Annotated in this window: 12 protein-coding genes and 1 riboswitch; of the genes, 9 read left to right on the top strand and 3 right to left on the bottom strand. The window is 55.0% G+C overall.

The window, feature by feature from the left end:
* Positions 1-202: 202 nt before the first annotated feature.
* The 6 genes from ascF to NR201_RS06430 all read left to right on the top strand — a co-directional run bounded on the left by ascF (position 203) and on the right by NR201_RS06430 (position 6569).
* Positions 203-1669, top strand: a complete 1467-nt coding sequence (gene ascF, locus NR201_RS06405; RefSeq protein ID WP_256849523.1) for a PTS cellobiose/arbutin/salicin transporter subunit IIBC — start codon at positions 203-205, stop codon at positions 1667-1669.
* Between the two features lie 36 nt (positions 1670-1705).
* Positions 1706-3136: a 6-phospho-beta-glucosidase gene (locus tag NR201_RS06410; protein ID WP_122889425.1), complete on the top strand. Its 1431-nt coding sequence runs from the start codon at positions 1706-1708 to the stop codon at positions 3134-3136.
* A 106-nt stretch (positions 3137-3242) separates the two neighbouring features.
* A riboswitch (TPP riboswitch) is annotated at positions 3243-3345 on the top strand.
* 68 nt (positions 3346-3413) lie between these two features.
* Positions 3414-4115, top strand: coding sequence for a TenA family protein (locus NR201_RS06415; protein ID WP_256849524.1), 702 nt, complete (start codon positions 3414-3416; stop codon positions 4113-4115).
* Positions 4112-4852, top strand: coding sequence for an ABC transporter ATP-binding protein (locus tag NR201_RS06420; RefSeq protein WP_256849525.1), 741 nt, complete (start codon positions 4112-4114; stop codon positions 4850-4852). Before NR201_RS06415 ends, NR201_RS06420 begins: the two co-directional genes overlap by 4 nt.
* Positions 4849-5610: an ABC transporter permease gene (locus NR201_RS06425; RefSeq protein ID WP_010246973.1), complete on the top strand. Its 762-nt coding sequence runs from the start codon at positions 4849-4851 to the stop codon at positions 5608-5610. Before NR201_RS06420 ends, NR201_RS06425 begins: the two co-directional genes overlap by 4 nt.
* Positions 5611-5633: 23 nt before the next feature.
* Positions 5634-6569 (top strand): ABC transporter substrate-binding protein, encoded by a 936-nt coding sequence (locus tag NR201_RS06430; protein ID WP_010246971.1) that lies wholly within the window; start codon positions 5634-5636, stop codon positions 6567-6569.
* 42 nt (positions 6570-6611) lie between these two features.
* Here NR201_RS06430 and NR201_RS06435 read toward each other — a convergent pair whose 3' ends face one another.
* Together NR201_RS06435 and NR201_RS06440 are read right to left on the bottom strand one after the other, a co-directional pair.
* On the bottom strand, positions 6612-8378 hold the full coding sequence (locus NR201_RS06435) for an EAL domain-containing protein (protein ID WP_033760659.1): 1767 nt from the start codon (positions 8376-8378) through the stop codon (positions 6612-6614).
* Positions 8379-8530: 152 nt separating this feature from the next.
* A complete protein-coding gene (locus tag NR201_RS06440) occupies positions 8531-9757 on the bottom strand; it encodes an FAD-dependent oxidoreductase (RefSeq protein ID WP_256849526.1) in 1227 nt (408 codons plus the stop codon).
* Between the two features lie 165 nt (positions 9758-9922).
* Here NR201_RS06440 and NR201_RS06445 point away from each other — a divergent pair, with 165 nt between their 5' ends.
* The gene (locus tag NR201_RS06445; RefSeq protein WP_256849527.1) at positions 9923-10231 is read left to right on the top strand and encodes a YicS family protein; all 309 of its coding nucleotides are present in this window, start codon (positions 9923-9925) and stop codon (positions 10229-10231) included.
* 154 nt (positions 10232-10385) lie between these two features.
* The gene (gene clcA / locus NR201_RS06450) at positions 10386-11714 is read left to right on the top strand and encodes a H(+)/Cl(-) exchange transporter ClcA (RefSeq protein ID WP_061902398.1); all 1329 of its coding nucleotides are present in this window, start codon (positions 10386-10388) and stop codon (positions 11712-11714) included.
* A gap of 19 nt (positions 11715-11733) precedes the next feature.
* Here the strand turns inward: clcA and NR201_RS06455 are convergent, their stop codons facing one another.
* Positions 11734-12258, bottom strand: a complete 525-nt coding sequence (locus tag NR201_RS06455) for a phenolic acid decarboxylase (protein ID WP_256849528.1) — start codon at positions 12256-12258, stop codon at positions 11734-11736.
* Positions 12259-12656: 398 nt separating this feature from the next.
* Here NR201_RS06455 and NR201_RS06460 point away from each other — a divergent pair, with 398 nt between their 5' ends.
* Entirely contained in the window at positions 12657-13169 is a 513-nt protein-coding gene (locus NR201_RS06460) for a LysR substrate-binding domain-containing protein (RefSeq protein WP_233273093.1), read from the top strand.
* Positions 13170-13406 lie beyond the last annotated feature (237 nt).

Consider the following 13406-nt stretch of genomic DNA (forward strand, 5'->3'; position numbering starts at 1 on the left):
GAAATATTTACCCCGCCCTTGCGCGAAGTTACCTGGCAGCATCAGGTGATGGAGTTCACAAAAAAGAGATCTTGATGCTTTTGGCACTTGTCGGCGCTGTGAAAGCACTTCATGATTTTGTGAAACCGGTTTCCTATTTGCCTGCCCGCAGGCGCAAAAACATAAAAACTTTAACCGATTTACCCTACAGAGAAGAGCGATCATGCCCAGAAATTATGCCGAGGTGTCACGCGCCATCGTCGATGCGCTAGGCGGCCTCACCAATATCGAAGCCGTAACCCACTGCATGACCCGCCTGCGGTTTGTGTTGAAAGATGAAGCTCAGGTCGACTATCCCCGGCTCAAGGCGATCAATGGTGTTATGGGCGTGGTGCACAACGACACTCAGTGCCAGGTGATCATTGGTAACAACGTTTCACAGGCTTATCAGGCGGTGCTGGAGCTGGGCTCGCCCGCAGCGACATCGGCTGCACCCATGAAACGTAAAATCACGCTGCGAGGCATCGGTGCAGGGATTCTTGATGCGCTGGTGGGCACCATGTCGCCGCTGATTCCGGCCATTATTGGCGGGTCAATGGTTAAGCTGCTGGCGATGATCCTGGATATGGCGGGCGTGTTTGAGAAAGGCTCATCAACGCTGGTCATCCTCAACGTGATTGGCGATGGCGCATTCTTCTTCCTGCCGATCATGGTGGCCGCCTCTGCGGCGCTGAAATTCAAAACGAACATGTCGCTGGCGATTGCCATTGCCGGTGTACTGGTTCATCCCAACTTTGTTGAACTGATGGCGAAAGCGGCACAGGGTCAGGCGGTGGAATTTGCTTACATCCCGGTGACCGCGGTGAAATATACCTATACGGTGATCCCGGCGCTGGTGATGACCTGGATCCTGTCGCACATCGAGCGCGGCGTGGATCGTATTACCCCTGCCGTCACTAAAAACTTCCTGAAACCGATGCTGATTGTGCTGATTGCGGCACCCATCGCGATTGTGCTGATTGGTCCGATTGGTATCTGGATCGGCAGCGGCATCTCCGCGCTGGTCTACACCGTGCATGGCTATCTTGGCTGGCTTTCCGTCGCGATTATGGGCGCAATCTGGCCGCTGCTGGTGATGACCGGGATGCATCGGGTGTTCACCCCCACCATCATCCAGACCATTGCCGAAACCGGCAAAGAGGGCATGGTGATGCCGTCAGAGATTGGTGCCAACCTCTCGCTGGGGGGATCGTCGCTGGCGGTGGCGTTCCGGACCAAAAACCGTGAACTGCGCCAGACCGCGCTGGCAGCGGCGGCATCAGCGATTATTGCCGGCATTTCAGAACCGGCGCTGTATGGCGTTGCGGTCCGCTTAAAACGACCGCTGATCGCCTGTCTGATCAGTGGTTTTATCTGCGGCGCGGTAGCGGGCATTGGCGGGCTGGCCAGCCACTCCATGGCCTCTCCCGGCCTGTTTACCAGCGTACAGTTCTTCGATCCCACCAATCCCATGAGTATTGTCTGGGTCGGTGCGGTCATGGTGTTGTCTGTGGTGCTGTCATTTGTGCTGACGCTGCTGTTAGGTTTTGAAGATATTCCTGAAACCGAACCCGAAATCAAAACCGCACCCGAAAGCGCAACGCAACCTGCGCCCGTTACCGAACGCGCTAACGCGATTAATAGCCACTAAAGGAAAGGGTCACGCTGACCCGGAAAAGAGGATTGCATGTCTGATTCAAGGTTTCCGCAAGGATTTTTATGGGGCGGCGCACTGGCCGCCAACCAGAGTGAAGGCGGCTTTCGTGAAGGCGGAAAGGGCTTAACCACCGTCGACATGATTCCACATGGCCTGCACCGTATGCCGGTTAAACTCGGTCTGGAAAAGCGTTTTACCCTGCGTGACGATGAATTTTATCCCAGCCATGAAGCCATCGATTTTTATCACCGCTATCCGGAAGACATTGCGCTGATGGCGGAGATGGGGTTCAGCGTGTTCCGCACGTCGATTGCGTGGAGCCGTCTCTATCCCAATGGCGATGAACTGACGCCCAATCCGCAAGGCATCGCCTTTTACCGCGCGGTCTTTGAGGAGTGCCGGAAATATAATATCGAACCGCTGGTCACGCTCTGTCACTTTGATGTGCCGATGCATCTGGTGACTGAATATGGCTCGTGGCGCAATCGCAAAATGGTCGACTTTTTTGCCCGCTATGCCCGCAGCTGCTTTGAGGCGTTTGATGGCCTGGTGAAATACTGGCTGACCTTCAATGAGATTAATATTCTGCTGCACAGCCCCTTTTCCGGCGCCGGTCTGGTGTTCGAACCCGGTGAGAACAAGGATCAGGTAAAGTATCAGGCGGCCCATCATGAACTGGTCGCCAGCGCGCTGGTAACGCGCATCGCGCATGAAGTAAATCCGATGAACCAGGTCGGCTGCATGCTGGCAGGCGGCAACTTCTATCCCTGGTCGAGCAAGCCGGAAGATGTCTGGGCTGCGCTGGAAAAGGATCGCGAAAACCTGTTCTTTATTGATGTGCAGGCGCGTGGGGCCTATCCGGCCTACGCCGCGCGCGTGTTCCGTGAAAAAGGTGTGACGCTTGAGATCGCTGACGGCGATGCCGACATTCTGAAAAACAGCGTCGATTTTGTCTCGTTCAGCTATTACGCCTCACGTTGCGCCTCGGCAGAGATGAACGAGCAGAACAGCAGCGCCGCCAATGTGGTGAAATCCCTGACCAATCCGCATGTACCGCGCAGTGAGTGGGGCTGGGGTATCGATCCGCTCGGCTTACGCATCACGATGAATATGATGTTTGACCGCTATCAGAAGCCGCTGTTTCTGGTGGAGAATGGCCTGGGCGCGCGCGATGAGATCGAATCAAATGGCGAGATCAACGATGATTACCGCATCAGCTATCTGCGCGAACATATCCGCGCCATGGGCGACGCAATTGAGGATGGCGTGCCAGTGATGGGCTACACCAGCTGGGGCTGTATCGATCTGGTTGCCGCCTCAACGGGTGAAATGAGCAAGCGCTACGGATTTGTCTATGTGGATCGCGACGACCTGGGTAACGGCACGCTGGCGCGCACGCGGAAGAAATCCTTCTGGTGGTACAAAAAAGTCATCGCCAGTAATGGCGCGGATCTTGAGTGACAACGTCACTTAAATTCTATCGTCATGCTGTTACTGGCGCGACAACAACGCCGGAACAGAACGCTTATTTCTGCCGTTGTACTCCGGCAGTAATTATCGTATAACCAATGTCTCCGAGGGGTGTCCTGTAATGGGCTGAGATGGCGTAAGCCGAACCCTTTGAACCTGATCTGGGTCATGCCAGCGAAGGGACGGGTCGGCAGATTTTCTGCGTCATCTCCTGCAACATTCCCTGTTCCAGACCGTATGCCCGGATCTCCCTGTTACTGGAGATCCTATGTCACATCCGCTTTTCGACACCGGCTTTTATGGTCGTCTGCGCCAGCAGGCGGGCAGTCAATGGCACGCCTATATCGGGCACGATTTTGTGCGGCAACTCGGTCAGGGCACCCTGCCACCCGCCGCCTTCCGCCACTATCTCACCCAGGATTATCTGTTTCTGTTGCACTTCGCCCGTGCCTGGGGCCTGCTGATCAGCAAACTTTCCGAGCCAGAAGCCTTACGCAGCGCAACGGCATCGCTTAACGCCATCGTCAGCGAACTGCCACTTCACCAGGCTTACTGCCAGCAATGGGGCATCAGCGAGGCGGCTATGGCGAGTGAACCCGAAGCCGTGGAAACGCTCAACTACACCCGCTACGTGCTGGACGTGGGTCACGCCGGGGATGCGCTGGAGCTGCTGACCGCGCTGATGCCGTGCGTTGCCGGTTACGCTGAGATTGGCCTGACACTACTGCATGATCCCGCGACCCGCTTTGAGGGAAATCCTTACGCGGCATGGATAGAAAATTACGGCGACGAAGCGTATCTGGCTGGCGTTCGCTCCTCACTTTCACTGTTTGAAACCCTGGCCCGGCAGCGCGCCGGTGAACACCGGTTTAACCCGCTGGCGGAGATTTTTACCACTGCAACCCGGCTGGAAGCCGCTTTCTGGCAGATGGGTCTCAACCATGCTGCCGCCCAGCGGATCAACTCATGAACCTGCCGTGCCATCCGGTGCCGCCAGGCATTTCAATTCGCCAGCTCAGCCTGAATTATGGCCAGCAGCCACTCTTCAGCCAGCTTGATCTGGAGATCGCGGGCGGTGCTTTTACCGCTTTACTGGGTGCCAGCGGCGTCGGAAAAAGCAGCCTGATGCGGGTCATTGCTGGTCTGACGCCACCCACCGCCGGGCAGGTCAGCGGCAGCGACGGCCTGCCACTGACCGGACGCATCGCCTGGATGGGGCAACAGGATCTGCTCTATCCGTGGCTGACGGTTGAACAAAATGTCTGTCTCGCCAGTCGCCTGAAAGGTGAAAGGGCCGATCGCGACTGGGCGCAGCATCTGCTGATGCGGGTAGGTCTGAGCCACTCTGCGAACGCGCGACCCGCGACACTTTCCGGCGGGATGCGTCAGCGCGCCGCGCTGGCCCGCACCCTTTACACCCGCCAGCCCGTTGTGCTGATGGATGAGCCCTTCTCCGCACTGGATGCCCTCACCCGCGCTCAGATTCAGACGCTGGCCGCAGAAGTGCTGGTCGGACACACCGTGCTGCTGATTACCCATGACGCCGCTGAAGCCTGTCGGCTCAGTCACCACATGCTGGTGATCGATTCTGCGGGAATTGAAACCTGCCCGCCCCTGCCGGATCAGCCACCGCGGGCTGCAGACGACATACAGGTATTGCAGAGTCAGGCCGCATTGCTGAAGCAGCTGAGCAGGATAGCGGGATGAGATTACACAAAGGTTTTGCCGGTCTTCACCGTGGAGTGATGCTGTTTGCCGGACTGATTGCGCTGTGGTGGCTCGCCACACTGACTTCGGTTCCGGCCTTTCTGCTGCCCTCACCCGCTGCGGTCGCCATCGCACTGTGGCAAAACGCAGGTTATCTCGGCCATCACACTTTGATTACCCTGACCGAGATCGTCAGCGGCATGGCCCTCGGCGTGCTGCTGGGGAGTGTGCTGGCGCTGGGCATGACCTTTTCGCCGTGGCTGCAGCGCTGGATGATGCCGCTGGTGATCACCAGCCAGGCGATTCCGGTTTTTGCCCTGGCGCCGCTGCTGGTGCTCTGGTTTGGTTTCGGCATGGGCGCCAAAGTCGCGATGGCCGTCCTGGTAATCTTCTTCCCGGTGACCTCCGCCTTTTTTGATGGCCTGCGTCGCGTCACCCCCGGCTATCTCGATCTGGCCCGCACGCTGGGCGCATCACCTGCAGCGCAACTGCGCCATGTCCGGCTGTTAGCCGCGCTGCCCGCTCTGGGCTCAGGATTGCGGATGGCGGCAGCCGTCGCGCCAATAGGCGCAATCATCGGTGAATGGGTCGGCTCGGCCGAAGGGCTGGGCTACGTGATGCTGAATGCTAACGCCCGGATGCAGAGCGACCTCTGTTTCGCCGCCTTGTTTATTCTGGTGCTGATGACGCTGGCCCTGTGGCTGACCCTCGACATCCTGCTGCGCCGCCTGATTACCTGGGCACCCGAGACACATTAATGACTAAACCAATGAGACAACCCATGACAAAAATGCCTCTGTTTACCCTGCTGTTCAGCGCCACCTTAGCCACACAGGCTCAGGCGATGGAGAAACTGACTCTGGTGCTCGACTGGTATATCAATCCCGATCATGCGCCAATTATGGTGGCCCAGCAGACCGGCGCGTTTGCGGCAGAAGGGCTGGAGGTTAACATTGTGCCGCCTTCCGATCCGGCGCTGCCGCCGCGTCTGGTGGCAGCAAAGCAGGCGGACTTAGCGATAACCTATCAGCCGCAGCTGCATTTCTTCGCCGATCAGGGATTGCCCTTGATGCGGGTGGGGACGTTGATTAACAGTCCGCTGAATACGCTGATGACGTTAGACGAAACGGTAAAAAAACCAGCCGATTTAAAAGGGAAACGTATCGGCTATTCGGTCAGCGGCATTGAACAGGCGACGCTGGCGACCATGCTGAACCATGATGGCGTTAAGGCCGATCAGGTTAAGCTGGTTAACGTCAATTTCCAGCTCACCAGTGCCCTGATGACCGGGCAGGTGGATGCCGTTATCGGCGGCTATCGCAATATCGAAGCGCTTGAGATGAAACAGCACGGTAAAAACCCGGTAGTCTTCAACGTCGAGGATTATGGTGTTCCGGCCTATGACGAACTGATCATCGTCGCCAACCGTGATGAGGCACACTCGGAGAAAATCAAAAAGTTTTTGCGGGCACTGAAGAAGGGTAATGCGCAGTTGCAGGCGCACCCGGAGGAGAGCTGGCAGGCTTTTGCCCGCGCGCATCCGGAGCTGAACACGCCGCTGAATCATCAGGCATGGCGTGCTACCCTGCCGCTGTTCGCTGCCGATCCGGCAAAACTGGATCGCGCACGCTATCAGGCTTACGAGCAATTTCTGTTTGATAACAAGCTGATTAAAAGCATCACGCCGGTTGAGCGCTACGCCACCGGCAGTGAGTAATAAGAGAGCCCGCAACGATCGCTGCGGGCCATTTGCCTGGCATCACTTCTGATAAAGCCAGTGTTCAATATCGCTGGCTGGCAGCGGTTTTGAAAAGAAGTAGCCCTGGATTTGATCGCAACCGTAAGTTTTCAGCAACGTCAGGGTGGCTTCCGTCTCAACGCCTTCGGCCAGCACGGTGTAGTTCAGCTCTTTCAGCATCTGAATAATGCATCTGACGATGATTTTTGATGCATCATCTTCACCCATACGCGAGATCAGGGATCGGTCGATCTTGATCACATCCAGCGGGATATCCTGCAGATAGCTGATGTTGCTGTAGCCGGTGCCGAAATCATCCAGTGAGATCACAAAGCCGTGTGATTTCAGCGCTTCCAGCCCGCTGATCGCCACATTGGTTTTGGTGATCAGTTCATTCTCCAGACACTCAATGCCCAGAATAGAATTGGGTAACTGAGCCGCCGCTAATTTTGCCACCAGCCGATCGGCAAAATCGGGCTTTGCGAAGTCGCGTTCGCTGACGTTGATCGAAACCGGAATCAGATCGTATTCGCGATCCCAGCGCGCAAGCTGCTCAATGGTGTGATCGATAACCCAGTTGGTCAGATCGGAAATCAGGTTGGTTTTACCCGCTAACGGAATGAATTCTGAAGGGAAAAGCTCGCCCCGCTCAGGATGATTCCAGCGGATCAGCGCCTCCAGCCCGACCGTTTTACCGCTTTTGAGACACACTTTAGGCTGCCAGGCCAGGTAAAGCTCTTCGTCTTTATTCAGCGCCTGAGCCAGATCGTTCATGATCATAAAGTCATCGGTGCGCCGCGAGTCGTAACTCTCTTCAAAACACATTGCACTGATGTTCTCATCCACCGCCTCATGCAGCGCGCTCACGGCCTGACGCACCGTTTCATTGGCATCCATCTGGCCCGGTACAAACTCTGTTTCACCGGTAAAGACATCCAGGTCGAGCGTGATATTTTCCGCCAGATCGGCCTTCATGCCCTTAAACAGGTCGATCATGTTATGTGCGGTATAACGACCCGAGTAGGGCTGAACAATGGCAAAACGGCCTGGAGCGAAAGTATAGAGCGTTTCATTCTCCGGAAGATTGAGCCGGTGAGCGACATCCTGCGCCATCTGCTTTAGCAGTTTCTCCATCGGCGCAATGCCCACCGCACGGGAAAGCTCATAGGCGCGAATGATGTCGAGGCAGTCGATAAGAATCAGGCGAAAGCGGCTCTGTGGTGCGACAAGGGTCAGCTGCTGAATATCACGAATCAGACGTGGGCGATTCGGCAGGTGCGTAATGACGTCGGCAAAACCCGCATTGTTCCAGGCATCCAGAAATGAGGTGACCAGCGTAGCCAGTGAGCGCAGCGTAGCGAGTTTCTCATCCGTAAAGGGATGTGGCTGGGTGTCGGTGACGCAGAGCGTGCCCAGCACCGCGCCGTCGAGGTTCTGCAGCGAGACACCGGCGTAGAAACGAATATGCGGATCGCCTTTCACAAACGGGTGCGTGACAAAGCGCTCATCCAGTAAGGTGTCATACACCACCAGATGTCCCTCACCATCAATGACGTGGCGGCAAAGAGATTCATCACGGGTCGATTGCTTAAGATCGAAGTTGCGGGACGCTTTAATATATTGGTTATGATCGTCAATAATTGAAATGAAGCTGCCAGAAATACCCAGCACCTGGCTGGCGAGATTAACGAATCTTTCCAGCACCTTATCCCGGGCTTCATCCGGGGACAAAAGTGCCTTGATCGCACTCAGACGTTTTACGTCGCTGCCATTTTGCTCGTTATGCACTGAAACCTCTCCTATGCAGGCGCAAAAATCGAAAATAATTTAGCTCAGGAATGCTCAATTAGCGCCCAATTATCAGATAAATAGCGGCTCAATCTGACAGTACTTTCACAGTGAAACAGTGTCGCATGATATCTGATCGCTGTCGAAATCATTTAACGCTCTTCTTTCATGCGCGCAACCTGCGGCGACTCCGTCCTGAAGCCCAGACCGATCAGGCGTCCCAGTACAAAACGCAGAAACGGCAGGCGCTGGATAATCGCGGGAACCTTGCTGCTTCCCGTAGGTTTTCTTTTTGCTTTACTGCGGCTCATTTTGATCTGCAAAAACTGTGTGGCGACGGTAGGGAACTGACGGCGCTTCTGCACTTTTTCCAGGTCGCGCAGCTGCAGTTCTCCCCGCTTCAGAGGATCGGTCAAAAGATTCGCCGTCGCTACCGCATCCTGAATCGCCAGATTTACGCCAACCCCACCAATCGGCGACATGGCATGCGCCGCATCACCAATGCAGAGAACCCCGGGCTTCGCCCACTTGTCCAGGCGGTCGATACGTATCGACAACAGTTTGAACGCCTCCCAGCTCTCGATTTCCGCCATGCGCGCAGGCCCGAACGGCGACAGTGCGGCAACTTCCGCTTTAAATGCGTCGAGTCCGGCGGCCTGTTTCGCTTTAAACTCCCCTTTCGGAATAGTCAGTCCGCACTGCCAGTAGTCGCCGCGATCGATAACAATAAAGTTCTGGCGTGGCCCTTTATGCCCCATACCCAGATCGGGATCCTGCGGCTGTTTACTTAAGCGGAACCAGATGACATCGCGTGCTGCGCCGAATTCCTGTCCGGTCAGTCCCGCCGCTTCGCGTACGCGTGAATGGCGGCCATCTGCACCGACCACCAGTTTACAGCGGATGTGCAGTTGCTGATTCCCGCGGGAAGCGATCACACCACTGACCTTGCCATTTTCAACATTCAGCGACTCAAAAGAGGTCGACTGCAGCAGGCTGAAGCCCGAATACCGGGCGCTCTGTTCAGCCATATAGTTCAGGAAATCCCACTGCGGCATAAAGGCGATAAAACGGCACTGAACCGGCAGCCGTGAGAAATCGGCCATCGTAATACTCTGTCCGCCGATTTCCGCCTCCAGCTTTTCAGCACGCTGATGCGGCAGCGTCAGGAAAGATTCCAGCAGACCGAGCTGGTGCATAATTTCCAGCGTCGAGGGATGGATGGTGTCACCGCGAAAATCGTGGAGAAAATCGGCGTGCTTTTCGATCACCACCACGCGCAGGCCTGCGCGGGCGAACAGATAACCCAGCATTAATCCGGCCGGGCCACCGCCGACGATACAACAGTCAGCGGTGAGAATTTCAGTGGAATGTGGCTGCATGTCAGCTCCCTGTCACGCCAGTATTGCTATGATTATTGCGTCGACCGTGGCGACGTTGCCGCAGTCGGTCGGGGATATTGTGCTCAGGCTAATCACTCAATGCGATTAATATCAACTGAAAACTGCCGAAGACCCGATCCTGTCCTCAGCAGTCAGGAGACCATCATGAACGTGATCCGCAACACGCTGTTTATTCTGCCGCTGTTAAGCCCGCAGATTGTGGCAGCCGCACCCTACGACACGCTGAAGTTTGCGCTGCGTCAGCAGCAGATAACTGACGATCTGCGCCAGAAGTGCCAGTTATCGCCAGCCATCTCCGATGAAAAACTGCGTCAGAGGTTTCTTAACGATAAGCAGAACCAGAAGCAGAATCAGGTCACGCTGGCCGCGGCGGCTCAGGCGCTGAAAAACCAGGATGATCCAGCCTACCGCGAACGCATGGCGCAAGTGGTTTGTCCACCACAGACGAATTAACCCTTTACCCCGATGAAATTGATCCTGACGTTTGTTTTCACCTTATCACTCAGTAAACTGGGGCGCTGGTCTGGTTGAACAAGAATGTCTCTCAATGAATGAAGAATCACCGCAGCCGGTTTATGTTCCCCGCTCCATCGCGGCGCGCAGCCGGATGTTTCGCGCCCTGCTCTATCGTGATAAAACGCCGCTGGCGATGCTGTTCTGTGCCGCGCTGGTCGGTACGCTGGTTGGCCTGGCGGGCGTGGCGTTTGCCCGGGCCGTTGAAACAATACAGCAGTGGCGTGCTGACACGCTTATACCATCGCAGTTTCAGGGCTGGATGCTCTACGCCGCCGCCTTTGCCATCTCGGCTCTGCTGGCGATGGTGGGATATTTTCTCGTCAGGCGCTTTGCTCCCGAAGCGGGTGGCTCCGGTATCCCTGAAATTGAAGGGGCGCTGGAAGAGCTGAGGCCTGTGCGCTGGTGGCGGGTGATTCCGGTGAAGTTCTTTGGCGGCATGGGCACGCTGGGTGCCGGTATGGTGCTGGGCCGGGAAGGCCCGACAGTGCAGCTGGGCGGGAACATTGGCCGCATGGTCATTGATATTCTGGGGATGCGCAGCAATGAGGCACGCCATACGCTGCTGGCAACCGGCGCGGCGGCCGGTCTGGCGGCAGCGTTTAATGCGCCGCTGGCGGGCATCCTGTTTATCATCGAGGAGATGCGTCCGCAATTCCGCTATAACCTGATTTCAATTAAAGCCGTGTTTACCGGTGTGATTATGGCCAGCATTGTGTTCCGCTGTTTCAACGGCGAGCAGGCGGTGATCTCCGTCGGCAAGCTGGCTGATGCGCCGGTGCAGACGCTGTGGCTCTATCTGGTGCTCGGGATGATTATCGGTATGGTCGGCGTCCTGTTTAACCGCCTGATATTTATCACGCAGGACCTTTTTGCGCGCTTTTATGCCGGTAAAACGGCGCGCGTGGTGCTGGCCGGTGCATTACTGGGCGGCAGTTGCGGTATTCTGGCTCTGCTGTTTGCACCTGGCGCAGGCGGCGGTTCAGAACTGATCCCACAGGCGGTCCATGGCGTCTTCCCGTTCACCCTGCTGTTGATCATCTTTCTGGTCAGGCTAGTGACCACCCTGCTCTGTTTTGGCTCAGGTGCGCCGGGCGGTATTTTTGCGCCGATGCTGGCGCTGGGTACGCTGCTCGGTACAGCCTTTGGGGTGGTCATGTCGGACCTGTTCCCGTTTTATCATCTGGAAGCGGGCACATTTGCTATCGCGGGGATGGGAGCACTGTTTGCGGCGTCGGTAAGGGCACCGCTGACCGGTATCGTACTGGTGCTGGAGATGACCGATAACTATCAGCTGATATTACCGATGATTATTACCTGTCTGGGCGCTACGCTGCTGGCGCAGTTTCTGGGAGGGAAACCACTCTACTCCTCAATACTGGCCCGCACGCTGGCGCGTCAGGCAGAAGCTACCCGCCCGTAGGGGCGGGTAACCGACTTAATTACTTACCATCAAAATAGTCAGCGGGCATCTGTCCGGGTGCCTGATTGATCACTTCATCATTATCTGGACCTTCATTTTTCATATAGGTCACTTTCGCAAACTCTGGAATGATCACATACGGATAAGCCGGGCCTTCATCGCGGAAGCGGTGCATATCTTCAATGAAGTCATTCTGATAACAGATAGTTTTTTCCGGATGCTGACCTTCACCGGCAATCCACTGCGGGAAGAAAATTGTGCCGTGAAGCAGGGTGCGATTCAGATCAAAAAGCAGGCTGACGCAGGTGCCGGTGGGTTCATGCCAGTCTACTTTGTAGATGCCCGGGGCGAACTGAATCGCGTGCATTTTCTGGTTGGTCACCCAGCGGCCACCTACCAGTCCCTGATGAATGCGGTAGTCGCAGGTGGTTTCGTTGCGAGCGTACCACTCATATTTCCAGCCATTATCGTAGGTATAGACAAAATGCGTACCGACGAACTGAGAAAGATCGCTGGAGATATTCTCTGGAGATTCTGCAGACATTTTAACCTCTGTTTGAATAGCGCACTTAACAGGCGCAGATGAATTTCAAAAGAAAGCTATAGCGCAATAACTCGGTGAATATTGACTATGACGCAGATTGATTTTTTTGCCATTTGAAACGGAAAAGGTTTGCGATGGGTAAATTAAAAATCCATTAAAAAACCCTTCCCGGCCCCCTGAAGGCTATAGACTCCAGAAAAGAGATATTTTCATATAAATTACTAATTAAATCTTATAGATGAATAGTTTTGATGTGAGATATCTATCAGTCATCTATCACCATGCTGAGTAAGTCTTTCTTCAGTATATTTTGGATATAGAGCTTATTTTTCAATAATTTAAAAATTTATAACGGATGTATTTTCCTTTTTTGGGTTGATTATGTTTTCATCATTACTTTGCCAGATAAGACCCTGTCAGGACAATTTGAACATGGGGACGTTGATGTGGCGTTGCTGACGCCAGAGACCACGCCGCCGACATTGCATACGCAGCAACTGTTCAATGAAGAATATGTTTGTCTGCTGAGTGAAAATCATCCTCTGGCGGGCAGTGCGACGCTGTCGCTGGGTGAGTTCTGTGCGCAGGATCATGCGCTGGTTTCGTGGCCCGTCGGAAAATTTCATGGGGTCACCGACCAGGCTTTGGCTGCGATTGGCCAGGCCCGCCGTGCAACGCTCTCAGTTTGCAGTTTTCTGGTGCTCCCGGAAATTTTGCGCGTCACTGATTTGGTAAGCGTGGTACCGAAACGACTTGCGGTCGACACTACGGGTCTGGTCATGTTGCCAGCACCGCTGATCATCCCTGGCTTCAGTAAAATCATGGCCTGGCATAACCGAACCCATCATCACAAAGGGCATGAGTGGCTGCGTGAACGACTGGCGTCCGTGGCTAAAACGGTGGTGTATTAACAGAGATAGCGGACTGCGGCTCACTGTTTTGCGATTTTGTTTAAGCAACAGACAGGATAACGGGGCGTTATATCGCATTCTGTCCGACGTCGAAAAGGCAAAATCGCGCTTTGCTATGTCGATAGCGGGGTAAAAATTGATGCTGGGGAATTCAGGAAAAAGAGTGTTGAACTGAGGAAAAAATAGCAGAAAAATAAATCGCGCGTGAATCACTTTAAATATTATCGATAAAAGCTG

Origin of the sequence: Pantoea sp. Fr-CA_6 (assembly GCF_024520895.1) — a bacterium.
Lineage (GTDB): Bacteria > Pseudomonadota > Gammaproteobacteria > Enterobacterales > Enterobacteriaceae > Pantoea > Pantoea agglomerans.